The organism is Frigoribacterium sp. CFBP9030, assembly GCF_034045195.1.
Classification (GTDB): Bacteria; Actinomycetota; Actinomycetes; order Actinomycetales; family Microbacteriaceae; genus Frigoribacterium.
Map to the genome: position 1 here is coordinate 124,490 of NZ_JAXCWG010000004.1, position 23,981 is coordinate 148,470.

Annotated in this window: 20 protein-coding genes and 2 pseudogenes; 6 read left to right on the plus strand and 16 right to left on the minus strand. The window is 70.3% G+C overall.

Annotated features, from left to right (window positions below):
• Window position 1: 1 nt before the first annotated feature.
• The 8 genes from SOM13_RS06345 to SOM13_RS06380 all read right to left on the minus strand — a co-directional run bounded on the left by SOM13_RS06345 (window position 2) and on the right by SOM13_RS06380 (window position 6,836).
• Window positions 2-1,225, minus strand: coding sequence for a ferrochelatase (locus SOM13_RS06345; RefSeq protein ID WP_243215011.1), 1,224 nt, complete (start codon window positions 1,223-1,225; stop codon window positions 2-4).
• Window positions 1,222-2,004: a hydrogen peroxide-dependent heme synthase gene (hemQ, locus tag SOM13_RS06350; protein ID WP_320479148.1), complete on the minus strand. Its 783-nt coding sequence runs from the start codon at window positions 2,002-2,004 to the stop codon at window positions 1,222-1,224. The genes SOM13_RS06345 and hemQ overlap by 4 nt, the downstream gene beginning before the upstream one ends.
• 99 nt (window positions 2,005-2,103) lie before the next feature.
• Window positions 2,104-2,331 carry a DUF3618 domain-containing protein gene (locus tag SOM13_RS06355; RefSeq protein WP_192061165.1) on the minus strand — a complete coding sequence of 76 codons (228 nt, stop codon included), beginning with the start codon at window positions 2,329-2,331 and terminating at the stop codon, window positions 2,104-2,106.
• A 47-nt stretch (window positions 2,332-2,378) separates the two neighbouring features.
• Entirely contained in the window at window positions 2,379-2,840 is a 462-nt protein-coding gene (locus SOM13_RS06360) for a phage holin family protein (protein ID WP_192061166.1), read from the minus strand.
• Complete coding sequence (locus SOM13_RS06365; RefSeq protein WP_243215010.1) at window positions 2,837-3,118, minus strand: hypothetical protein; 282 nt, start codon at window positions 3,116-3,118, stop codon at window positions 2,837-2,839. The genes SOM13_RS06360 and SOM13_RS06365 overlap by 4 nt, the downstream gene beginning before the upstream one ends.
• A gap of 51 nt (window positions 3,119-3,169) precedes the next feature.
• Entirely contained in the window at window positions 3,170-4,570 is a 1,401-nt protein-coding gene (locus SOM13_RS06370; RefSeq protein ID WP_320479149.1) for a protoporphyrinogen/coproporphyrinogen oxidase, read from the minus strand.
• A 29-nt stretch (window positions 4,571-4,599) separates the two neighbouring features.
• Window positions 4,600-5,700, minus strand: a complete 1,101-nt coding sequence (gene hemE / locus SOM13_RS06375; protein ID WP_414655512.1) for a uroporphyrinogen decarboxylase — start codon at window positions 5,698-5,700, stop codon at window positions 4,600-4,602.
• Window positions 5,701-5,822: 122 nt separating this feature from the next.
• Window positions 5,823-6,836 carry an NADP-dependent oxidoreductase gene (locus SOM13_RS06380; protein WP_320479150.1) on the minus strand — a complete coding sequence of 338 codons (1,014 nt, stop codon included), beginning with the start codon at window positions 6,834-6,836 and terminating at the stop codon, window positions 5,823-5,825.
• A gap of 185 nt (window positions 6,837-7,021) precedes the next feature.
• Between SOM13_RS06380 and SOM13_RS06385 the strand changes: the two genes are divergently transcribed.
• Both SOM13_RS06385 and SOM13_RS06390 read left to right on the plus strand, forming a co-directional pair.
• Window positions 7,022-9,424 (plus strand): DUF4143 domain-containing protein, encoded by a 2,403-nt coding sequence (locus SOM13_RS06385; protein WP_320479151.1) that lies wholly within the window; start codon window positions 7,022-7,024, stop codon window positions 9,422-9,424.
• A 73-nt stretch (window positions 9,425-9,497) separates the two neighbouring features.
• A complete protein-coding gene (locus SOM13_RS06390) occupies window positions 9,498-10,772 on the plus strand; it encodes a glutamyl-tRNA reductase (protein ID WP_320479152.1) in 1,275 nt (424 codons plus the stop codon).
• Window positions 10,773-11,239: 467 nt separating this feature from the next.
• On the opposite strand, the gene SOM13_RS06395 is transcribed toward SOM13_RS06390, so the two are convergent.
• Entirely contained in the window at window positions 11,240-13,204 is a 1,965-nt protein-coding gene (locus SOM13_RS06395) for a M13 family metallopeptidase (RefSeq protein ID WP_320479153.1), read from the minus strand.
• Window positions 13,205-13,245: 41 nt separating this feature from the next.
• Here SOM13_RS06395 and SOM13_RS06400 point away from each other — a divergent pair, with 41 nt between their 5' ends.
• The 3 genes from SOM13_RS06400 (at window position 13,246) to SOM13_RS06410 (ending at window position 16,391) form a co-directional block, all read left to right on the plus strand.
• Window positions 13,246-14,511, plus strand: a complete 1,266-nt coding sequence (locus tag SOM13_RS06400) for a uracil-xanthine permease family protein (RefSeq protein WP_192061172.1) — start codon at window positions 13,246-13,248, stop codon at window positions 14,509-14,511.
• A gap of 1 nt (window position 14,512) precedes the next feature.
• Window positions 14,513-15,838, plus strand: a complete 1,326-nt coding sequence (locus SOM13_RS06405) for an MATE family efflux transporter (RefSeq protein WP_320479154.1) — start codon at window positions 14,513-14,515, stop codon at window positions 15,836-15,838.
• A gap of 82 nt (window positions 15,839-15,920) precedes the next feature.
• Window positions 15,921-16,391 (plus strand): MaoC family dehydratase, encoded by a 471-nt coding sequence (locus SOM13_RS06410; RefSeq protein ID WP_320479155.1) that lies wholly within the window; start codon window positions 15,921-15,923, stop codon window positions 16,389-16,391.
• A 94-nt stretch (window positions 16,392-16,485) separates the two neighbouring features.
• Here SOM13_RS06410 and SOM13_RS06415 read toward each other — a convergent pair whose 3' ends face one another.
• The 7 genes and pseudogenes from SOM13_RS06415 to SOM13_RS06445 form a co-directional block, all read right to left on the minus strand.
• Window positions 16,486-17,073: a YdeI/OmpD-associated family protein gene (locus SOM13_RS06415; protein ID WP_320479156.1), complete on the minus strand. Its 588-nt coding sequence runs from the start codon at window positions 17,071-17,073 to the stop codon at window positions 16,486-16,488.
• A gap of 103 nt (window positions 17,074-17,176) precedes the next feature.
• Window positions 17,177-17,335, minus strand: a pseudogene (locus tag SOM13_RS06420) (DivIVA domain-containing protein); the annotation flags it as partial.
• Window positions 17,336-17,365: 30 nt separating this feature from the next.
• A pseudogene (locus SOM13_RS06425) lies at window positions 17,366-17,428 on the minus strand (hypothetical protein); the annotation flags it as partial.
• A gap of 66 nt (window positions 17,429-17,494) precedes the next feature.
• Window positions 17,495-19,483, minus strand: a complete 1,989-nt coding sequence (locus SOM13_RS06430; RefSeq protein ID WP_320479157.1) for a glycoside hydrolase family 127 protein — start codon at window positions 19,481-19,483, stop codon at window positions 17,495-17,497.
• A gap of 4 nt (window positions 19,484-19,487) precedes the next feature.
• Window positions 19,488-20,249, minus strand: a complete 762-nt coding sequence (locus tag SOM13_RS06435) for a carbohydrate ABC transporter permease (RefSeq protein WP_243215687.1) — start codon at window positions 20,247-20,249, stop codon at window positions 19,488-19,490.
• A gap of 116 nt (window positions 20,250-20,365) precedes the next feature.
• Window positions 20,366-21,340 (minus strand): carbohydrate ABC transporter permease, encoded by a 975-nt coding sequence (locus SOM13_RS06440; protein ID WP_243215684.1) that lies wholly within the window; start codon window positions 21,338-21,340, stop codon window positions 20,366-20,368.
• Window positions 21,341-21,417: 77 nt separating this feature from the next.
• The gene (locus SOM13_RS06445) at window positions 21,418-22,674 is read right to left on the minus strand and encodes a sugar ABC transporter substrate-binding protein (protein ID WP_320477658.1); all 1,257 of its coding nucleotides are present in this window, start codon (window positions 22,672-22,674) and stop codon (window positions 21,418-21,420) included.
• Between the two features lie 164 nt (window positions 22,675-22,838).
• On the opposite strand from SOM13_RS06445, the gene SOM13_RS06450 reads away from it, so the two are divergent.
• The gene (locus SOM13_RS06450) at window positions 22,839-23,861 is read left to right on the plus strand and encodes a LacI family DNA-binding transcriptional regulator (protein WP_192061177.1); all 1,023 of its coding nucleotides are present in this window, start codon (window positions 22,839-22,841) and stop codon (window positions 23,859-23,861) included.
• The last annotated feature ends 120 nt before the right edge of the window (window positions 23,862-23,981 follow it).

A 23,981-nucleotide genomic window follows, 5' to 3' on the forward strand; every position in this document is an offset into this window, starting at 1 on the left:
TCTAGGGCACCAGACCCGAGAGGGCGGGCTTGAAGCCGAGACGGACGTTCTCGCAGCACCCGGGGCGGCAGACGTCGTACCAGGGGCCGAGATCGGTCACGTGCGGGCGGTCTTCGACCGGCACGCCGTCACGGCGTTCGAGCACGAGGTCGACCAGGCCCGTCACGTAGTTCGGGTCGATGCCGGGGGTCGGCGTGCGCACGGCCCAGAAGCCGTTCTTCTCGCTCGTCTCGAGGGCCTCGTTGTCGAGATCCCACATGACCTCCATGTGGTCGCTGACGAAGCCGAGCGGCACGATCACGACGGCGCGCGTCGGGCCACCGGCGAGGTCGTCGATCGCGTCGTTGATGTCGGGCTCGAGCCACGGCATCGACGGCGGGCCGCTGCGCGACTGGTAGACGAGCTGCCACGGCACGGTGCTGCCGCCGCCCTCGGGGATCTCGAGCTCGAGCGCGGCCTCGGCGGCCGCCATGACGACCTCGGCCACGGCCTTGTGCTGCGCGGCGTAGGCGCCGTCGTCGTCGAAGCCGCGCGACTGCGGGCCGCTCTTCGCGGCGTCGGTCGACGGGATCGAGTGCGTCGCGAACAGCACCTGGATCTCGCTCGACAGATCGAGGCCGTCGATCTCGGCGCGGGCCTTCAGCAGGGCGTCGCGCACACCGTCGATGAACGGCTGGACGAAGCCGGGGTGGTCGAAGAACTGACGCACCTTGTCGATCTGCATCGTGTCGGCGAGACCGGTCTCGTCGAGCGCCATCGCGAAGTCCTCGCGGTACTGGCGGCACGAGCTGTACGACGAGTAGGCGCTGGTCGCGACGGCGATCAGCTTGCGGAACCCGCGGCTGTCGGCCTCGCGCACCGCGTCGGCCATGTAGGGATCCCAGTTGCGGTTTCCCCAGACGACGGGCAGGTCGATGCCACGACGCTCGAGCTCGGCCTCGAGGGCGGCCTTGAGCTCGCGGTTGTGCTGGTTGATGGGGCTGACGCCGCCGAAGTGGCGGTAGTGCGTCGCGACCTCTTCGAGCCGCTCTTCGGGGATGCCGCGACCCCGGGTGACGTTGCGGAGGAACGGGATGACGTCGTCCTGGCCCTCGGGCCCGCCGAAGCCGGCCAGCAGGATCGCGTCGTAGTCGGTCGGCTCGGAGACGTGCTCGGGGCCGCGCTCGGCCGCCGGGGTGGCGTTGCGCACGAGCTCGCCGTTGGTGATTCCGCTGGTGTCGGTCACGACAGAACCTCGATGATCTCGGTGGTGGTGATCCGTCGGCCGGTGAAGAACGGGATCTCTTCACGGACGTGACGGCGGGCTTCGGTGTAGCGCAGGTCGCGCATCAGGTCGACGAGCTGCACGAGCTCGGGTGCCTCGAGGGCGAGGATCCACTCGTAGTCGCCGAGCGAGAAGCTCGCGACGGTGTTGGTCAGCACCGCGCGGTGCTCGGAGCCCTGCTTGCCGTGATCGGCCAGCATCTGACGGCGCTCGGCCTCGGGCAGCAGGTACCACTCGTAGCTGCGGACGAACGGGTAGACCGTCAGCCACGTCTCGGGCTCTTTGCCGCGCATGAAGGCGGGGCTGTGATTGCGCGAGAACTCGGCATCGCGGTGCATGCCCATGGCGTTCCAGGTCGGGAGGAGACCACCGAGGGCGTCGGTACGCAGCAGCCGCCGGTAGGCCGACTGGATCGCCTCGGGCACCTCGCCGTGCAGCCAGATCATGATGTCGGCGTCGGCGCGCAGGGCGCTGACGTCGTAGAACCCCCGGACGACGACCCCGTCGGCGGCCAGCGATTCGACGACCGCGTCGAGCGCCTCGGCGTCGGCCTCGTCGGGTGCGAACGGGTTCTGGAGGTCGCGTCGGAGGACGGCCCACAGGGTGTAGCCGAGACGCTCGCCCCCACCGGCCGACGACGACGCGTCGGTCGGGGCCGGCGACGGCGCCTCGGGTGAGGGGGCGGCGGGTGAATCTGACGTCGGCAACACGGGTGCCGACCCGTCGGCGCTGGTACTCATGCGGCTATTCTCCCCCTCTCCCGGCTGGGAGCCCAACCAGGTACTTCCAGTTCGAGAGAACGGTGGAGAACCCCTCGAGGAGGGGCCTCCGGGGAGGGACTATCGGCGCTTGACGACAGCGACCAGGATGCCGCCCACGGTCAATGCCACGACACCGGCACCGGCCAGCCAGGGCCACTTGTCGTGCTCGTACGAGGCCTTCGCGCGCTGACCGGCGGCGCCCAGCTGCTTGGGCACGTTCAGCTTGTCTTCGATCTCGTTCAACGTGGCGGCCAGCTCGGCGCGCGTCTTGTCGATGTGACCCTGGATGTCGTTCGTGTCGCTCACGATGGTTCCGATCGGTGCAGAGGAGGTGCGGAGAAGGAGGGAGCGCGTCAGGACTCGTCGAGGCGCGTGCGCGGAATGGTGCCGACGCCCTTGATGGCGCGCAGGTCGCGCTGGAGGCTGGCGAGGGTCTTCTCGGGGACGACCGGCAGACCGACCTTGATCTTCTTGTAGCCGACCCAGCCGAGGATCGCCGCGCCGATCAGCAGGGCGACGGCCACGATCAGCGCCGAGAGCCAGCCCGGCAGCCATATGGCGATCAGCAGCACGATCGCGGTCAGCAGCACGCCCAGCGCCGCGAAGACCAGCACGAGAGCGCCGACGACGAAGCCGGCGCCGAGGCCGAACGCCTTGAGCGTCGCCATGATCTCGCTCTTGAGCAGCGCGATCTCGCCCTTGACGAGATCGGTGACCAGCGTGGGGACGTCGTGCAGCAGGGTGAAGAGCGACCGCGAGCGCGTCCGTGAACCGGAGTCGTGCCGGATCCGGTCGCTTCGGGTGGAATCGGTCATCGGGTCTTACCGGTGGTCGCCGACTTCTGCTTCTTCTTCTTGCCCCCGCCGAAGGCCCGCACGATCACGAACTTCGCGCCGTTGACCCCGGCGTCGACGAGGTCGGCGGTCTTCGCGCCGGCGAAGTCCTCCGCCTTGGCGACCTGACGCTGCACCGCGCGGCTGTGCCAGAGCTTGGACGACGTCGTCGAGATCTGGTCGTAGCGGTCTCGCCCGGCCCGGGCGCCCAGTACGAAGCCGAGGGCTCCTCCGGCGACGAAGATCAATTTGCCTCGCATGTCGCTCCATTCGTGGTCTGCGCACGGCAGTCGGCCGCGCGAGTCCCCAATCTAGTCCGAGCGCGCCGCGAGTTGCCCGACCCCGCCGCTGAGCAGTGCCGCGGCGGTCGCCCGGGACTGCGCGATGACCGCGGCCAGACCACGACCGGCCACGGCACCGCCGACCCGATGCACGCCGTCGAGGGGGGCGACGGGGGCGACCCGCGCCTCCTCGGCGTCCGTGACGGGTGCGGCGAGCGGGGCGTCCCAGGCGACCCGCGCCCAGCCCTCGACGGCATCGGGGTCGATCGGCACGCCGAGCAGCACCGCGGCGTCGGCGATCGCGACGGCCCGCAGCTCGGCGTCGGGCGTGCCGTCCTCGACCACGGGCGAGTCGTAGCTGAGACGGAGCACGTGCCGCCCGCCGGCGAGGTCGGCGAGCCAGGGCCATTTGACCGTCGCGTGCGTCAGAGCCTTCGCCCGCACGTCGAGGGCGCCGGGGGCGACGAGCACGCCCGTGCCCCGCGGCCCGGTGTCGAGCGCCGGCTCGCGGACGACGAGCGTCACGAGCGTGATCAGGCCGGGAGCCGAGGAGGCGCGACCCGCCAGAGCCCGCCCCGCACCGTCGCCCACGGCCAGCACCACGGCGTCGGCGACGAGTCGCTCGCCGTCGACGGTGACGGACGACGCGTCGAGCGCCGACACCACCGCACCGAGTCGCATCTCGACGCCGAGTCGCTCGAGGTCGGCGACCAGGGCGTCGACCAGGCGGGCGTTGCCCCCGCGGAGACCGGCGACGGCCGAGCCGGCGGGGGCCAGCGCGCGGAGGCTGAGGACGGCCGCGGCCAGCGAGCCCTCCCGCAGCAGCGCCCGGCGGAGCCCCGGCGAGACGCGGTCGACGAGGAGGTCGTCGGGGTGCCGCGAGTGCACGCCTCCGACGATGGGCGTGACCAGGCGGTCGAGCACGGCGTCGCCCATCCGCGCCCGGATGAACGGGCCGACCGTCGTCTCGTCGGCGCCCACCTCGGCCGGCTGCGCGTCGAGTCGCTCGGCGAGCGCGGCGCCCTCGACGCCGATCACCTGCAGCACGTCGGGGTCCGTGAGGTCTCCGGGGATCCCGAGCAGACCCGTGCGGGGCAGCGGGAAGGCCTGTCCGTCGGCCTCGTGCACCCAGGCGCCGCGGCCGTCGGGCAGCACGACGTCGTCGGCGAGACCGAGCTCGTCGAGGTACGCGGCCACCGTGCCGCCGCGGGTGGCGAAGCTCTCGGCGCCCGAGTCGAGGTCGATCCCCGCGACGGTGTGCCGACCGACCTCGCCGCCGAGACGGTCGGACGCCTCGAGCAGCAGCACGGTCGCACCGCCGCGGGCCAGCTCGCGCGCGACGACCAGCCCCGCGACGCCGCCCCCGACGACGACCACGTCGGCCGGCGAGCCGCCGGCACCGGTCGAGGAGGCGCGGAGCAGGTCAGGCACGGTCGTACCCTTTCTACGAGAGTGGACTTCTAGAGCGTGTGCGCCAGCTCGACGATGCGGCTCAGCACGTCGGGGTCGGTGTCGGGGTTGACCCCGTGGCCGAGGTTCAGCACATGGGCCGGGGCGGCGCGACCGCGTTCGACGACGTCGCGCACGTGGGCCTCGAGCACGGGCCAGGGCGCCTGCAGCAGAGCGGGGTCGATGTTGCCCTGCAGGGGCGTGCCGCCGCCGAGCCGCCGGGATGCCTCGTCGAGCGGGATGCGCCAGTCGACGCCCATCGCGTCGACGCCGACGTCGCGCATGGCGGTCAGCACCTCGCCGCTGCCGACGCCGAAGTGGATGCGCGGCACGCCGAGGTCGGCCACGTGCGACAGCGCGCGGGCCGAGTGACGCGCCACGTTCGCCGTGTAGTCGGCGAGCGAGAGCGACCCGACCCACGAGTCGAACAGCTGGGCGGCGCTGGCACCCGCGAGCACCTGGGCGCGGAGGAACGCCCCGGTGACGTCCGCCGCCCAGGTGAGCAGCGCCTCCCAGGTGTCGGGATCGCTGTGCATCAGGGTGCGCGCGCGGATGTGGTCTTTCGACGGACCGCCCTCGACGAGGTACGCGGCGAGGGTGAAGGGCGCCCCGGCGAACCCGATCAGCGGCGTGCTGCCCAGCTCGGCGACGGTCTGGGCGACACCCGCGGCGATGGGCGCCAGGGCCTCGTCGTCGAGGGGTCGGAGGGCGGCGACGTCGGCCGCGGTGCGGATCGGCGTCTCGAGCACCGGACCGCGCCCGGGCACGATGTCGACCGAGACCCCGGCGAGCTTGATCGGCACGACGATGTCGCTGAAGAAGATGCCCGCGTCGACCCCGTGCCGGCGCACCGGCTGCAGCGTGATCTCGCTGGCGAGGTCGGGCGTCAGACAGGCGTCGAGCATCTTGGTGCCGACGCGCAGCTCGCGGTACTCGGGCAGCGAGCGCCCGGCCTGCCGCATGAACCACACGGGCAGCGTCTCGGGCCGGTCGCCCCGCAGGGCCCGCACCAGCCGGGAGTCGGCGGTGAGACCGGTCGCGAGCGGGTGCTGGTCGGGCAAGGCGGAGGAAGTCACGCGGAAGATTCTCGCATCGCCCGCTGGGCGTCGCATCGAGGTGACGCGACGGGGGTCTCGCCTGGGCGACGGACCCCTCGTCGCGTCACCTCGACGACCGCGGAGCCGAGGAGGCGCGGGTCGGCCGAGGAGGCGCGGGTCGGCCGAGGAGGCGCGGGTCAGCCGACCTTGACGACCATCTTCCCGACGTTGGCACCGCGCATCAGGCCGGTGAACGCCTCGAAGGCCTGGTCGATGCCCTCGACCACGGTCTCGTCGTGGACGACGTCGCCGTTCGCCAGCCACGGGCCCATCTCGGCCTGGAAGGCCGGAGCGACGTGACGGTAGTTCCCGAGCGTGAAGCCCTTCATCATGAGGCCGCGCGTGACCATGTTGGTCAGGCCGGTGATGCCGACCGGGGCGCCGGTCGAGTTGTAGTTCGCGATCGAGCCGCAGAGCGCCGCGCGCCCGCCGTCGCGGAACGAGTCGAGGGCGGCCGAGAGGTGGTCGCCTCCGACGTTGTCGAAGTAGAGGTCGATGCCGTCGGGCGCCGCCTCGCGCAGCAGCTCGGTGACGTCGCCGTCCTTGTAGTTGAAGGCCGCGTCGAAGCCGTACTTCGAGGTGAGCAGCTCGACCTTCTCGGCGGATCCGGCGCTGCCGATCACGCGCGAGGCGCCCTTGAGACGGGCGATCTGGCCGACCATGGTGCCCACGGCGCCGGCGGCTCCCGAGACGAAGACGACGTCGCCCTCGCGGATGCCGGCGATCTCCGTCAGACCGACGTAGGCGGTCAGCCCGGTGAGACCGAGCACGCCGAGGTAGGCCGACAGCGGCACTCCGTCGACGGGCTGCACGGCACGGAACGAGCCCGCGCCTCCCTGGGCCACGTCGCGCCAGCCGAGGTCGTGCTGCACGACCGCGCCGACGGGGAGGTCGCCCGAGCGGGACTCGACCACGCGGCCGATGGCACCGCCGGTCATCGTCTCGTTCAGGGCGAACGGCGGCACGTACGACTTGACGTCGTTCATCCGACCGCGCATGTAGGGGTCGACGGAGAGGAACTCGTTCTGCACCCGGACCTCGCCCTCGCCGAGGTCGGGCAGCGTCACCTCGACACGGCGCACGTCGTCGGGGGTGGGCTCGCCCTGGGGGCGGGCGATGAGCTGCCACTGGGTGCTGATGGTCGATGTCATGGGGTTCTCTTTCAATCCGAGCTTGTGCGTTGGGTTCGGGTCGCTTGCTTCCTTGCCTGGGCCCGACTCCTTTTGCAACCGTCCTCCTCACGGTTGCATTCCGCAACAGAAAACCACTCACTCCCGAGGCAAATAAGCAGACACAAACGGTACAGTTTTTGGCGGGCATCGCGTACACTTCTTGCATGGCCTACGTGAATCGCTCCCTGAGCCCTCGCATCGTAAATCCCGGCGCCGCCGTGGTCGTCCTCGAGGGCGCCCGCGCTGTTGGCAAGACGACCATGGTTAAGCGCGAGTTGGTCGCCTCCGGCGCCTATTCCTACGCGACACTCGCAGATCTCGAAACCCGTCGTGAAGCCTCGAGTGACCTCACCGGGTGGGTACATCGCCTCCGTCTACCTGCCGTGATTGACGAAGCTCAACTGCTCGAAGATCTTCCGACGGTTGTGAAGGAGCGGGTGGATGCCCTCGGCCCGGGCTCGTGGTTCGTTCTGACAGGCTCGGCTTCAATCGCGAGGACGGGTCTGGGTGGCGCCGACCCACTGACCCGTCGATCGGTGCGGCATACACTGAACCCCATCACCCTTTGGGAGAAAGCCGGTCTCGCAGGTTCGATCGTTGACCATCTAATGGACGGGACTATTCGCCAGGGTCCGGTCGACTCAGTTTCGGACCAGAAGCTGCTCGACCTCATGCAAGTCGGGGGGTTCCCCAACTACCTCTTCACTCCCTCCCCTCTCACAACGGGCTCGTTTCGTGGACGCGTCGAGTCCGACACCATCGCGCTCCTCAGCGACTCGGTTCTTCCGGGTCGAGGATTCGACACATCGACCGCTAGGTCGGTTCTCGACGCGATTCTCAGGACCCCGGGCGGGATATTCACTGCCGCGAGCCATGCTCGCGAGCTCGACCTGGACCGACGAGGCGTCGACCGTTACGTGGAGATTCTGCACCGACTTTTTCTACTTCACTCACTGCCAAATTCCGCGGTCCGCCCAACCAAGCAATCGTATTCACGAACTAAAATGCATGCGGTTGACACTTCACTCGCCGTTGAATCGTTGATAAGAGGCGGCATTGACATCCCCAAGAACAGAGAACTTTTCGGAGCGCTGCTCGAGACCCACGTTGTGAACCAAATCTTGAGTGCTATCGAATGGTCCGCGGAACGACCCTTAGCGTCTTACTGGCGTCAAGCGAGCCACTCAAATCCCGAAGTCGACCTTGTTCTCAGCACAGGCTCACGCCGTGTCGGGATCGAGGTCAAGGCCGCCACAACCGTGTCGTCCAAAGATATGCGTGGACTCCTTGCTCTTCGAGAGCATTCAGGCCTTGATCGAGGCTTCGTCTTCTACACAGGCTCAGAGGTAAAAGAAATTGCTCCATCTATTTGGGCTGTGCCGATGGCATGCCTGGGCAGCGACGCATGGCTGGAGAAAGACGTTCGACACCAAGCTCCACGCGAGAGGATCATCGTGAGCAGTGACATAGAAAAGACCAACCCAAACATTGACGTCCGACTTTTTGTGAGCTATGTGCATGCCGATAATCAGCGGCTCAACGGTCGCATCGTCGACTTCGCACGGGATATTGCTGAGGCCTACGCATTTCTCTACGGATTCGAGGTAAGCCTATTCATCGACCGCGACGATATTGAGTGGGGCGAGTCGTGGCGAGACAGGCTCGACGATGAACTGGCTGCGGTTCCGTTTCTTCTGAGCATGGTCACGCCCCGATATCTAGCAAGCCTCGCCTGTCGTGACGAGGTTTTGACCTTCTCGGCCGCTGCGAAGCAAGCGGGAGATCCTCGGAGACTTCTTCCGATCTCTTGGGTCGACGTCTCCACGTCGGATGTAGTCCCCGATTCGGACCCCGTCCGAAAGATTCTCTCCAATGCGCAATACCTCGACATGACGCAGGCGCGGCTCGAGCCGCGCGGTTCCGTTGCATACAACGACATAGTCGAATCAGCCGCCCACCGCCTACGTCGGTCGGTTATTCGGCTTCGGGCGGATCAAGGCAATCTCGCTACAGATGCCGATGTCCAAGCGGTCGACGACACCGACGCCACAACCGCCGTCGATGACGACCGGGATCTCACTGAGGTCATGTCTGATTTCGCAAACCACGGCGCTCAGGTAGAAGAGGCCGTCACCGCACTCCACAATGCGTTTGACGGCATGGGAGCTGTCATGGCAGAAAATCCGATGCCACAAAATACCTCTCCCGCCGCGGCGTCGGCTCAATTCGTGCGCCTCGGTCAGTTCCTGGCAGAGCCCGTCGAGGAGATCGAGCGCGCGACCGACAATGTTGGTGCTGCCTGGGAGGCAGTCGACTCCGATATATCTCGAATGGTCGAACTTGTCCGCGCCGTACCCGACGCGGACGTCGTGTCACCCCTGAAGGATTCCCTGTCGGACCTCGAGAGGAGCCTGACATTTCCGGGAATCGACCTAATGACGGCACAGATTGGGGCACTTGGAGCGCTTTCACGTCACCTCCAACCTCTGGCCCGCGCAGTCACAGGGGCCTTGACAGTTCTCGAGGGCATCCAGAAGTCGACTCGTCTCTGGGTCGAGCGCATGTAGCATCACCCCGCGCATCCGCTCGACGTCGAGCCATCACCCAGCCGAATGCGCCCGAGGGCGTTACTCTTGATCGGTGCTCATCTGCCTGACGGCGTCCCATCGGAACGCCAGCTTCGACCTCCTCGAGAAGTTGAGCATCGGCGCACCCTCCGCGGTCGGCACACTGGTCGACGGCAGCGACTTCGTCAACGGCGCCGTCGTGCTCGCGACCTGCAACCGCTTCGAGGCCTACCTCGACGTCGACGAGCCCCTCACCGCCGGCAGCGCCGTCGCGGTCGAGGCCACCATCGCCACCATGAGCGATGCGAGCGACGTCACGGCCGACGACCTCCGCGACAGCGTGCGGGTCATCACCGGCGACGAGGTCGTCGAGCACCTGTTCGCCGTCAGCTCCGGCCTCGAGTCGGTCGTCATCGGCGAAGACGAGATCTCGGGTCAGGTGCGTCGCGCCCTCGAGCGGGCCCGCGAGGGCGGCACGACGTCGTCCGACCTCGAACGCCTCTTCCAGAAGGCGTCGCACACCTCGCGGGGCGTCAAGAACCGCACGAACGTCGGAGGCGCGGGTCGCTCGCTCGTCCGCCTCGCCCTCGAGCTCGCCTCCTCGCGCGTCACGGACTGGGCCCACGCCCGGGTGCTGATCGTGGGCACCGGCCAGTACGCGGCCACCACGGTCACCGCACTGCGCGATCGGGGCGCCGACCGGCTGGCCGTCTACTCGTCGTCGGGTCGCGCCTCCTGGTTCGGGCTGAAGCACGACGCGACCCCCTACGACGACCTCGCCACCGCCATCGAGTGGTGCGACGTCCTCATCACCTGCACCTCGACCACCCAGCCCGTGGTCACCCCCGACGTCGTCACCCCGGGCGCGCGCCGACTCGTCATCGACCTCGGTCTGCCGCGCAACGTCGACCCGCTGGTCACCGAGGTCGAGGGCGTCGAGCTGCTCGACCTCGAGACGATCAGCCTGCACGCTCCGCTCGCCGAGCTCACCGCCGCCGACGACGCCCGCGCGCTCGTGTCGACGGCCGCCGCCGAGTTCCAGGCCGTCGCCGCCGAGCAGTCGCTGACCCCCGCGGTCGTCGCACTGCGGAAGCACGTCTTCGATCTGCTCGACTCCGAGATCGAGCGGGCGCGGTCGCGCGGCGACTCGTCCGACCGCACCGAGGCCGCGCTGCGTCACCTGGCCGGCGTGCTGCTCCACACCCCGTCGGTGCGCGCGCGAGAGCTGGCCCGCGAGGGCCGCGGCGAGGAGTTCCGCGACGGGCTCGAGGCGCTGTTCGGCCTCACCGAGACGCGCGCGGCCGCCGCCCCGGCCCCGCACCTGCGCGCCGTCGGCGACGCCAGCTGACCAGCGCGTCACCCCCGCGCGACGTCGGCTGAACGGGCGCGTTCCCCCGCACGGCGCCAGCTGACCGTGCGTCGCCCCCGCACGACGTCGGCTGACCCGCGCGCCACCTACGACGCCACGAGATGCACACGACGCCACGAGAAAAGGTGGCGTCATGTGCATCTGGTGGCGTCGTGATGACGACCCGCGCCTCCTCGGCCGACCGCCGACACCGGCGCGTCACCCCCGCGCGACGCCAGCCGACGGGCGCGTTGCCCCGCACGACGCCCGCCGGCCGGCGCGTTTCCCCGCACGACGCCACGAGATGCACACGACGCCACGAGAAAAGGTGGCGTCGTGTCCATCTGGTGGCGTCGTGATGACGACCCGCGCCTCCTCGGCCGACCGCCGACCGCCGACCGCCGACGCCGACGCCGGCACCCCGCAACCCCGGCGCCGGCACCGACACCCCGGCACCGGCCCCGCGGTCACCAGATCGTGACGCGATCCTCCGGCGGCAGCCAGGCCGCGTCGGTCGGCGAGACGTCGAACGCGGCGTAGAACTCGTCGATGTTGCGCACGATCTGGTTGCAGCGGAACTCGTTCGGCGAGTGCGGGTCGATTGACAGCAGGCGCACGGCCTCCTCGTCGCGCAGGGTGATCTGCCACGCCTGCGCCCAGCTGAGGAAGAACCGCTGGGCCCCGGTCAGACCGTCGATCACGGGCGGCTCGGCCCCCTCGAGCGACAGCAGGTAGGCCTTGTAGGCGATCGACAGCCCGCCGAGGTCGCCGATGTTCTCGCCGATGGTGAGGGCGCCGTTGACGTGGTGGTCGGGCACCTGGGCGGGTGCGAGCGCGTCGTACTGGGCGATCAGCGAGGCGGTGAGCTTCTCGAACGCCTCGCGGTCGGCGGCCGTCCACCAGTCGCGGAGCCGCCCGTCGCCGTCGTACTTCGAGCCCTGGTCGTCGAAGCCGTGGCCGATCTCGTGCCCGATGACGGCGCCGATCGCGCCGTAGTTGGCGGCGGCGTCGCGGGTCTCGTCGAAGAACGGGAACTGCAGGATGGCGGCGGGGAACACGATCTCGTTCATGCCGGGGTTGTAGTACGCGTTGATGGTCTGCGGCGTCATGAACCACTCGCCGCGGTCGAGCGGCTGACCGATCTTGCCCAGCTCGCGGTCGAAGCCGACGGCGGCGGTCGCCCGCACGTTGCCGACCAGATCGGCCGGGTCGACCTCGAGGGCCGAGTAGTCGCGCCAGGTGTCGGGGAACCCGATCTTGGGGGTGAACTTCTCGAGCTTCTCGAGCGCGCGGCCGCGGGTCTCCTCCGTCATCCACTCGAGCTCGGTGATGCTCTGCCGGTACGCCTCGACGAGGTGCGCGACGAGCACGTCCATGGCGGTCTTGGCCGCGGGCGCGAAGTGGCGCTCGACGTAGATGCGCCCGACGGCCTCGCCCATGGCCCCCTCGACGAGCGAGACGCCGCGCTTCCAGCGGGCGCGCTGCACGGGTGCGCCGGTGAGGGTGCGGCCGTAGAAGCCGAAGTTCGCCTCGACGAACGGGGTCGACAGGTACGCCGCCGACGAGCGGACGATCTGCCAGCGCAGCCAGTCCTGCCAGTCGAGGAGGCGCGCTCCGGTCAGCAGCGACGCCAGACCGGTCACGAACGACGGCTCCCGGACGACGACCTCGTCGAACACGCGCTCGGGCGCGCCGACGGCGTCGCGCCAGACGGTCAGGTCGACGCCGTCGGCGAGCGCCTCGAACCCCGCCCAGGGCAGCAGGTTGTAGGTGGCGTCGCTGTCGCGGGTGGCGACGTTGTCCCAGTGGTGCGAGGCGAGCTCGGTCTCGAGCGCCATGATGCGGGCGGCGCGGTCGTCGGCCTCGTCGAAGCCGGCGAGCTCGAGCATGCGGGCGACGAAGGCGACGTAGGCGGTGCGGATCGACTCGGACTTCTCCTCGCGGTAGTACGACTCGTCGGGCAGCCCCAGACCGCCCTGCTCGACGAACAGGACGTAGCGCTCGGGGTCGCCCGGGTCGTTGTCGACGAAGAGCTGCACGAAGCTCGCGAGCCCCTGCTTCTCGAACGAGCCCAGGAGGCGCAGGAGGCCGTCGACGTCGGTCACGTCGTCGACGGGGTCGAGCAGGGGGCGGATGGGCTCGGCGCCGAGCGCCTCGACCCGCTGCTCGTCGAGGAAGCTCGTGTAGAGGTCGCCGACCTTGCGGGCCTCGGTGCCGGGCTCGGCGTCCTGGGACTCCTGGATGATGTCGCGGACGGCCGCCTCGGCCTCCTCGGCGAGCACGTAGAACGAGCCGTAGCGCGCCTTGTCCTCGGGGATCTCGGTGCGGGCGATCCACCGCCCGTTCACGTGACGGAAGAGGTCGTCCTGAGGACGCACCCCCGGGTCGAGCTCGTCGGTCAGGATTCCGGAGGAGAGGGCGTCGCTGGTCATGGCCGTCAGCCTACGGCCGCGCCGCCGCTACAGTTCTGAGCATGGCACTCCCCTGGTCTCTGCACGGTGACGGAAAGACGGTGGACTCCACCGAGATCGTGGCGCCGGAGGAGCGGCTCACCTGGCCGCGCACCATCGGCCTGGGCGGTCAGCACGTCGTCGCGATGTTCGGCGCGACGTTCCTGGTGCCGATCCTCACCGGGTTCCCGCCGAGCACGACGCTGCTCTTCTCGGGCATCGGCACGCTGCTGTTCCTCATCATCACGAAGAACCGGCTGCCGAGCTATCTCGGGTCGTCGTTCGCGTTCCTCGCGCCGATCGCGGCGGCGAAGGAGGTCGGCGGCATCCCTCTGGCGCTGAGCGGCATCATCGTCGTCGGGGCGCTGCTCGCGATCATCGGCGTGGTGGTGAATCTCGCGGGCACCCGCTGGATCGACTCGCTGCTGCCCCCGGTCGTCAGCGGCGCGATCGTCGCCCTGATCGGCTTCAACCTCGCGCCGGCGGCCCGCGACAACTTCGCGCTCGCCCCGCTGACGGCGGTCATCACGCTCGCAGCGGTGGTGCTGAGCGCCGTGCTCTTCCGGGGCCTCCTCGGTCGCCTCTCGATCTTCGTCGGCGTGGTGGTCGGCTACGTCGCGGCCGTGCTGCTCGGCGAGGTGAGCTTCGACGCCGTGCGCGACGCCCCGTGGGTCGGTCTGCCGACGTTCACCGCCCCGGCCTTCGACCTGTCGGCGCTGCCCGTCTACCTCGGGTTCCTGCCCGTCGTGCTCGCGCTGATCGCCGAGAACGTGGGGCACGTGAAGGGCGTCGGCCAGCTCACCAAGCGCAACCTCGACCCGCTGACCGGTCGCGCGCTGTTCGCCGACGGTCTCAGCACCGTGCTCGCCGGGCTCGGCGGCGGGTCGGCCACCACGACCTACGGCGAGAACATCGGCGTGATGAGCGCCACGCGCGTGTTCTCGACGGCCGCCTACTGGGTCGCCGGCATCGTCGCGATCCTGCTGGGGCTGTCGCCGAAGATCGGCGCCGTCATCTTCACGATCCCCCCGGGCGTGCTCGGCGGCGTCACCACCGCCCTCTACGGTCTGATCGGCGTGATCGGCATCCGCATCTGGGTCGAGAACAAGGTCGACTTCAGCCGCCCGAAGAACCAGCTGACCGCCGGCATCGCCCTCATCATGGGCATCGCGGACTTCACCCTGTCGCTCGGCGGCGCCACGTTCGGCGGCATCATCCTCGGCACGGTCGCGGCGATCGTCGTGTACCACCTGATGACGCTGGTCGGCCGCGCCCGCGGTACCGACTGAGGTGCGCCTCCGGAACCCCCTCGATCGCGAGATCGTCCGACTGGCCCTGCCGGCGCTCGGCGCGCTGATCGCCGAGCCGCTGTTCCTGCTGACCGACACCGCCCTGATCGGGCATCTCGGGTCGGTGCCGCTGGCCGGCCTCGGGGTGGCCGGGGTCATCCTGCAGACCGCGCTCGGGCTGCTGATCTTCCTGGCGTACGCGACGACGCCGACGGTGGCGAGGAGGCTCGGCGCCGGTGATCGCGCCGGCGCCATCCGGGCCGGCGTCGACGGGCTCTGGTTCGCGCTGCTGCTCGGCGTGGTGCTCGCCGTCGTGGGGGCGTTCACGGCACCCGCGCTCGTGGGGCTGTTCGGCACGGAGCCGGCCGTCGAGGCCGCCGCGACGACCTACCTCACGGTGTCGATGATCGGGCTGCCGGGCATGCTGATCGTGATCGCCGCGACGGGTCTGCTGCGCGGGCTGCAGGACACCCGCACCCCGCTGATCGTGGCCGGCCTCGGGTTCGCCGCGAACGCGGGCCTGAACGCCGTGTTCATCTACGGTCTCGGCTGGGGCGTCGCCGGCTCGGCGGCCGGCACGGTCGTGGCGCAGTGGGGCATGGCGGCCGTGTACGTCGTCATCGCCGTGCGGGCGGCCCGCGCCGTGGGCGCCGACCTGCGCCCGGGGCTCGCGGGGGTCGGACGCACCGCCCGGTCGGGCGCGTGGCTGCTGGTGCGGAACGCGAGTCTTCGGGTCGCGATGATCGCGACCGTGGCGACCGCCGCCTCCTCGGGGGTGACGGGGTTGGCGACGATCCAGATCGCGTTGACGCTGTTCGGCACGCTCGCGTTCGCGCTCGACGCCCTGGCGATCGCCGGGCAGGCGATGATCGGGCACTCGCTCGGCGCCGGCGACCGCGACCGCGTTCGTGCCGTCACCCGGCGGCTGATGGTGTTCGGGGTCGGCGGCGGGGTGCTGCTCGGCGGGCTCGTCGCGGCGCTGTCGGGCGTGCTCGGGCCGGTGTTCACGACCGACGAGGGCGTGCGGGCGCTGCTGCCCGGCGTGGTGCTCGCGATGGCCGTCGGCATCCCGCTGGCCGGGTTCGTCTTCGTGCTCGACGGGGTGCTGCTCGGCGCGGGCGACGCCCGGTACCTCGCACTGGCGGGGATCGTGAACGTGGTCGTGTACCTGGCGATCCTCGTGCCGGTCGAACGCGCCGTGGGCGACGGAGCGGGATCGACCGTGGCGCTGTGGCTCGCGTTCGGACTGGGCTACATCGGCATCCGCGCCGTCACGCTCGGAGTGCGGGCCGCGGGGTCGCGCTGGATGGTGGTCGGGGCGCGCTGAGCACCTCGGCAGCAGCGGGGGCGCTCCGCACGTCCGTCCAGCCCACGACCAGGAGACTGCGCGATGTGTAGCGTCTCCTCTCGTGCCTTCCTTCGACGAGACCCCGCTGCGTGACCGCCACTTCGACGACTACCGGCCCGGCGACGGTGGGACGTACGGCCCCGTCGAGGTGACCGAGAGCTCCATCGTGGGCTTCGCGGCCGACTTCGACCCGCACACCATGCACCTGGATCCCCTCGGCGCGGCCGACGGCCCCTTCGGCGGGCTGATCGCCAGCGGCTGGCACACGACAGCCGTGATGATGCGGCTGATGGTCGACAACTTCCTGAACGAGCGGACCAGCCTCGCGTCTCCCGGCGTCGACGAGCTGCGCTGGCACCTGCCCGTCCGCCCCGGCGATCTGCTGCGCGCGCGGTTCACGGTGCTCGAGGCCCGCGCGTCGCGGACCAAGCCCGACCGCGGCATCGTCCGTACCCGCATCGAGATGCTGAATCAGCGCGACGAGGTCGTCATGTCGCAGGTGATGATGAACCTGATCCGCCGCCGCGCGTAGCCGTGGGCGCCGGCCCGCGTCCCTCCCGTGAGCACGGTGGGCAGAAGACGCCCTTCGCTGCGCCGGGAAGGGCGTCTTCTGACCAGGGTGGGCGTCAGTCGGGCGGAGCGACGCCGGGCGGCTCGACGCCGGCCTCGAGCCGGGCGACGGCGCGGGCGATGCGGCCGACCCGCGCCTCCTCGGTGGGTGCCGTCAGCACCGGATGCATGACCGAATAGCGGGCCGACCGGCTCAGCCCGGCGAACGCCTGGGAGGCGCGGGTCGAGTCCGCGAGCGCAGCCGCCAGGTCGGCGGGCGGCTCCATGTCCGCCTGGCCCGCGTAGGCGCGATCCCAGCGTCCGTCGGCCTTCGCCCGGTCGATCTCGGCCTGGCCCCGCGGGCGCATCCGGCCCGAGTCGACCAGCCGCGCGACGTGGTCGACGTTGCGCACCGACCAGATCGAACGTGCTCGACGCGGGGTGAAGTGCTGCTGGAAGGTCGCCTCGTCGATGGCGTTGCGGCGCCCATCGATCCACCCGCTGCAGAGCGCCTCGTCGAGCGCCTCGGCATAGGTGAGCGACGTGGGGCTCGACGTGCCCTTCTTCGCGAGCACGAGACGCACGCCGTCCGAGGTCGACTCGTGGGCGTCGAGCCAGGCCCGCCAGGCGGCGGCGTCGGGCACGGTGAGGCGGTCGTCGCTCATGTCTCCCTCTCGGAGCCGGGTCCGTCGGCGGGTGGCGACCCGCGCCTCCCCGACCCGCGCCTCCTCGGCTCCGTGGTCAGTCGGCGGCAGGCGATTCCACGGCGCGCAGGGCGGTGACGACCTGTTCGAGGAACGCGTCGACCTGATCCTGGTCGTACCCCTCTCGGAACTTCGTCGGCTGGAACCTCGCCGCGACGACCTCGTCGGCGGTGAGGGGGCCCGGGCCGCGCCCCTGCTCGACGGCCGCGAACGTCGCGGTGATCTTGTCGAGCAGATCGTCGACCTGATCCTGGTCGTAGCCCTCCCGGAATCGGGTCGGTGTGAATCTCGTCGCGACGACGTCCTGTGCGAGCATGTCTCCCCCTCGTTCGTGCCTCGATACTCCCACGGGTCGCGGCCTGCCACGCTCGCGGCCCGGGGGTCAGGCCGTGGGCAGCCAGACGCGCATCGTCGAGGGCCCGCGGTTCGCCCACGAGGCGTAGGGCACGAGGTCGACGCGACCCAGGGGCACGACCCGCCCGCCGGACTCCCCGTAGGGCCAGTCGACCGTCTCGTCCGCGAATCGGGCGATGTCGACGGAGGCGCCGGTCGCGGTGGTCTCCAGGGTCGCGCCGGTGTCGACCACGACGTCGTTCACGTCTCCGCTCGGCAGATCGGTCGACTCGAGCACGAGCACCAGCGGGCCCCGCTGCACGGCGACCTGCCCTCGGACGGCGTCGATGCGCGGGTCGGGGGTGACCCAGCGCGCCTCGAGCGGGAACTCGACGGTCACGACGTCGCCTGCGCGGAACCGCCCGGAGACGGTCGTCGTGCGCCCGACGCGCACGTCCGCGGCGACGTCAGCGGCCCCGCCGTCCGCGGCGACGTCCGCGGCCTCGCCGACCCCACCACCACGCCCGACCCGCGCCGACCCGGCCCACGACGGGATGCGCAGGTCGAGCTCGACCTCGCGCCCCGTGTCCTCGCGCCAGGTGACGGTCACGTCGCCCGCGTACGGGTAGCCGCTCCGCACCGAGACCGCGACGACCGTGCCGTCGGCGAGCGCGGTGTCGACGTCGTAGTCGCCGTACTGGTGCAGCTGCAGCCCGCCGGGCGTCGTCGTCGCGAAGGTCGACTCGACGCTCGCCAACGTGCGCGCCACGTTCGTCGGGCAGCACGACACCTCGAACCAGGGGGCCCTGAGACTCGAGAGGGCGCGCGCGTTCAACGCGGCCTCATCGGGCGCGACGCCGTCGGTGCGCTGGTGCAGCGTGTTCGTGTAGAAGAACGCGCGGCCGTCGTCACGGGGTGAGGCCATCACGTTGTTCAGCAGCGTGCGCTCGATCAGGTCGGCGTACCGGGGGTCGGCGTCCTGCAGCAGCAGCCGCCACGACAGCATGTTCGACGCGATGCCCGCGCAGGTCTCGGAGTACGCGCGGTCGGGCGGCAGCTCGAAGTCGGCGCCGTACGACTCGTCCTGATGGTGCGACCCCATGCCGCCGGTCACGTAGGTGCGTCGCGCGACGGTCGCCTCCCACTGACGGCGGACGGCGTCGGCGAGCTCGGCGTCATCCGTCTCGACCGCGACGTCGAGCGCACCGGCGGCCAGATAGAGCGCCCTGACCGCGTGACCCCGCAGCACGTCCGCGTCGCGCACCGGCACGTCGTCCTGGAAGTACTCCGGCCCGTACTCGATCGGTGCGAGCAGCCCGTGGCCGCGACGCTCGACGAAGAGGCGGGCGAGCTCGACGTGACGGGGCTCGTCGAGAGCCCGACCCAGCTCGACCAGGGCGACCTCGATCTCGGGGTGCCCGCAGACGGCGACCCGCCCCTCCGGCCCGAACGCCTCCCAGAGATGATCGGCCAGGCGGCGCGCGACGTCGACGATCGCGCTGTCGAGACCGGAGCGCGCCGCCGCGACGGCCGCCTGGATCAGGTGCCCGAAGCTGTAGAGCTCGTGCCCCCACTCGAGGTTCGAGTAGCGCGCCGGCTGCCAGGGGCGACCGAAGCTGGTGTGCAGGTAGCCGTCGTCGTCCTGCGCCGAGGCGACACGCGAGACGAGTCGGTCGTAGCGGGCCGCCAGGTCGGCGTCGTGCGACCGGCCGAGCTCCCACGCCATGCCCTCGAGCAGCTTGTAGACCTCGCTGTCGACGAACTCGATGCCGGAGTGCTCCCAGCCGGTCTCGCTCGACGCCGCCCGGTCGAAGTTGGCCGTCCAGCCGATGCGCTCCATCCAGTCCTCGCAGTGCCGCAGCACCACGTGGGCGTTGAGCTGCTGCTTGTCGAACCAGTAGCCGCCGGTCAGACGGATCTCGCTCGAGTCGAGGGGGGTCAGCGCCGAGCTGCGCGGGGCGACGGGGCCGCCGAGGGCGGACGTCGAGGTCTGGACGGTGGTCACGGGGATGCTCCTCGAGGGGTGGGTGGCGGTCATGTCGTCAGTCCTTCACGGCGCCTGCGGTGACGCCGGCGGCCACGTAGCGCTGGGCGACGACGAGCAGGACGGTGGCGGGGATGGAGGCGACGACGGCGGTGGCCATGATCGAGTTCCACTCCTGGTTGTTGTTGCCGATGTAGCGGTAGATGCCGAGGGTGATCGTCTGCGCGTCGCCGCCGCTGTTGAGCGTCGACGAGAAGACGAAGTCCGACCAGGCCCAGAGGAACGCGAAGAGTCCGACGGTGACCGCCGAGTTGCGGCTGACGGGCAGCACGATCGAGATGAAGGTCCGCCAGGCGCCGGCGCCGTCGAGCTTCGCGGCGCTCATCAGCTCGTCGGGGATCCCCCGCATGAAGGCGGTGAAGATCAGCACCCCGAACGGCACGGCGAGCGTCGAGTCGGCGATGACCAGCCCCCACCACTCGTCGAGGATCCCGAGGTTCAGGTAGATCGCGTAGAAGCCCATGGCCATGATCACCTGCGGGATCATCTGCGCGACCAGCAGGACGAAGCTCAGCGCGCCTCCTCCCCGGGGTCGCAGCTTCGCGAGCGAGTACGCGGCCGGCGCGGCGAGCGCGATCGTCACGACCACGGTGCCGATCCCCACCAGCAGACTCGTGCCGAGGTACGGCAGCTGGTCGGCGACCACGGCCCGGTAGCCGTCGAGCGTCGGCGCGGCGGGGAACCACGACGGCGGGCTCTGCCGCATCTGCGCGGTCGGGGTGAGCGAGACGTTGATCATCCAGTAGATCGGGAACAGCATGATCGCGGTGAGGACGACGCCGATCACGGTGGTGGCGAGACTGCGACGACCGGCTCTCCCCGAGGAGGCGCGGCGCGCCTCCGATCGGGGGGCCGCGGCGGGGCGGACGGCGGTGGTCATGACTGGTCCTGCTTCCTCTGCACGCGCAGGTAGACGAAGCCGCAGACGAGGGCCATGACGATCAGCAGGTTGCCGACGGCCGCGGCCGGTCCGAAGGAGGGGAGGGTGGAGCCGAAGCCGAGCTGGTACGACCAGATGGCGAAGGTGGTCGAGGCGTCGCCGGGGCCGCCCCGCGTCATGATCCAGATGATGTCGAAGACCTTCAGCGTGTAGACGAGGCCGAGCAGGATCGTGATGGCCGACACCGGCCGCAGCAGGGGGAACGTGATGCGCCAGAAGACCTGCCAGGCGTTCGCGCCGTCGAGGGCGGCGGCCTCGTAGATGTCGCCCGAGATGTTCTGCAGCCCGCTGTAGAGGATCACGAGGTTGAACGGGATGCCGATCCAGATGTTGGCGATGATGACGCTGGTCAGAGCCCACTGCGGCGAGGTGAGCCAGTTCACCTGGTCGCCGCCGAGGGTGCGGATCACCGAGTTGACGACGCCGCTCTCGCTGTTGAGCATCCACGACCAGGTCGACGCGCTGACGATCAGGGGGAGGAGCCACGGCACGAGGAACAGCGCCCGGAGCGTCGCCGAGAGCGGGAACCTCTGGAAGAAGAACACCGCGAGCGCCATGCCGATCGAGAACTGGAACGCGATCGAGATGCCGGTGAACAGCAGGGTGTTGATCAGCGCCGGCCCGAAGGTCGGGCTGGTGAAGACGTCGGCGAAGTTCTCGAACCCGATGAAGGGCGCGTTCCCGTCGATGAACGAGCGGACCGTGTAGTCGTGCGTCGACAGGTCGACGTTGCGGACCAGCGGCCAGACGTAGAAGACGGCGAGGTAGGCGACGACCGGGGCGAGGAACGCCCAGGCGGCCAGCTGCCCCGTGTCGGGGCGGCGCCTCCGGGTGGGTCCGGCGGGGGCGGGCGTGCCGCCCGTCCCCGCCGGGGACACGGCCTCACGACGTTCCATCGTGTCGGTGCTCATGGTGCTCCTGTCGTCGTTCGGCGGTGTCGCGGTGGTGCGGTGCTGCGGGTGGTGCCGGTGCTGCGCGGTGTCGCGTGCTACTCGGTGGCGGAGGACGCAGCGGTCTGCGCCTCCTTCAGGGCCTCCTCGGGGCTCGCCGACCCGCTGAGGCTGTTCTGCACGGCCTTCCAGAGCTGCTCCGAGATCTTCGGGTAGTCCGTGCCGAGGTCGTCGCTGGTGCGCCCCTTGGCCTCGCCGACCGCGGTGACCCAGGGCTCGAGGTCGGGATCGGCGGCGAGCTGCGCCTCCTGGGCGTCCTTCGTCGGGGCGACGTACGACAGGGTCGTGTCGGTCGCGACGAGGTTGTCGGTGCTCGTGAGGCAGGCCTGGATCTTCTCGCTGACCTCGTAACGGGCGTCGTCGCTCTGCACGGGCACGGTCAGGAACTCGCCGCCGGTCGGTGCGGGGGCCGCGCCGCCGTCCTTCGAGGGGATCGAGATGATGCCGTAGTCGATGTCGGACGCCTTGATGCCCGCGAGCTGCCAGGTGCCGTTCTCGCCGAACGCGTACTCGCCGGTCATGAACTCCTGCCACGTCGTGGTCTGGGTATTGTTGATCACCGAGTTGGGGGCGTACCCCTCCTCGAGCCAGCCCGTCCAGAGGTCGAGGGCCGAGACGGCGTCGTCGGAGTCGAGCTCGGTCAGGTCGGCCCCGCTGCCCCAGTACCAGGGGAGGAACTGGAAGCTGCCCTCCTCCGTGCCGATGGCCGAGAACGTGATGCCCTTCTTGCCCACCGCCGTGACCTTCTCGAGGGCGCTCGTCAGGGAGTCCCAGTCGGTGATCGACGCCGGGTCGACGCCCGCCTCGTCGAGGATCGCCTTGTTGTAGTAGAGCGCCAGGGTGTTGGCCCCGATCGGAACGCCGTAGGTCTTCCCGTCGACCTGACCCGCGGCGAGGATGTTCTCCTCGATGTCGGCCGTGTCGGCGCCGGTCTCGTCGGTGTCGGTCAGCAGACCCGCCTCGGCGAGGGTCGAGACCACCGGGTTGTCGACGAGCAGCAGGTCGGGGCTGTTGCCCTGCTGACCGGCGAGGAGCGCCTTGCTCGTCAGGTCGGAGGTGTCGTAGCCGGTCCGCTCGATGGTGACGCCGGCCTCGGTGCCGCACGACTCGACGAGCTTCGTCCAGTCGGACGCGCCGTCGAACTGGGGGTACGGGTCCCAGAAGGTGTAGGTGCCGGTGGCCGCGTCGCCGCCGGCGGACGAGCCGCCACCGGAGCAGCCGGTGAGGGCGAGCGAGACCGCTGCGAGCCCGACGAGCGCGACGGCGGCCTTCTTGCTGTGGAAGGGGGAGATCACAGGAGGTTCCTCTCTGAACTGCTGCGGGTGCTCCGTCAGAGAGCCGGGCCGGAGGTGCGGCGCGGGTGCTCGTCGTCGAGAACGTGAGACCGAAACTGGTTTCGGGAGTGAAGTTACACGCGGCCTGGTTGCTCGTCAACGACTTTGTGAACTATTTTCGGAACATGTCCAACGCAGCAGGCGGCAGAGGCCCCGCATCGACGGTCACGCTCGCCGACGTGGCGCGTGCCGCCGGGGTCTCCGTGGCGACGGCCTCGAAGGCCCTGAACGGTCGCGCCCAGGTGCGCGAGAGCACGCGGGTCAAGGTGCAGGAGGCCGCGGCCGCACTGTCGTTCACCCCCAACTTCTTCGCCCAGGCGCTCAACTCGCCGCGCACCGGCACCATCGGCATGGTCACCAGCGATCTCGACAACCGGTTCGTGCTGCCGGTGCTGCTCGGGGCGGAGGACGCCTTCGGCTCGGGGTCGCTCTCGGTCCTGCTGGCCGACGCCCGCGACGACGCCCTGCGCGAGCAGCTGCACCTGCAGACGCTGCTGACCCGGCGCGTCGACGGCCTGCTGATCGTCGGGCGGACGACGAACCCGAGACCACCCGTGCCCCTGATGGCCGATGTGCCCGTCGTGTACGTCTACGCGCCGTCGACCGACCCCGCCGACGCGTCGTTCACGCCCGACAACGTGCAGGCCGGCCGCCTCGCCGCCGAGCACCTGCTGGCGACGGGTCGCACGCGCATCGCCCTCGTCAACGGCGAGGCCTCGTACGCCGCGGCACGCGACCGGGCCGCCGGGGTGCAGCAGGCCGTCGAGGCGGCCGGGCTCGAGCTCGTGGGCGGCACGTCGCTGTTCGGGCAGTGGGGCGAGGGGTGGGGGCGGGACTGCGCGCGCCTCCTCGTCCGGGGCGGCGAAGCGGTCGACGCGATCATCGGCGGCAGCGACCACATCGCCCGCGGGGTCATCGACACGCTGCGCGACGAGGGCGTCGGGGTGCCCGACGACGTCGCCGTGATCGGGTTCGACAACTGGGACCTCCTGGTGCGCGAGTCACGACCGACCCTCACCAGCGTCGACATGTCGCTCGAACAGCTCGGGCGGGCGGCGGCGCAGCACCTCGTCGACGCGATCGGCGGGGCTCCGTCGCCCGGCGTGGTGGCGGGGCCGGTGCGGCTCGTGGTGCGCGACTCGGCGTGACTCGGCGGTCTGCACCCGACCCGCGCCTCCTGCGCACGCACCCGCCCCCTGCGCACGCACCCGCGCGAGGTTCGGCGGGTTCCCGTCACTCGCGGCGGGTCAGCGCTGACCCGCCCCCGA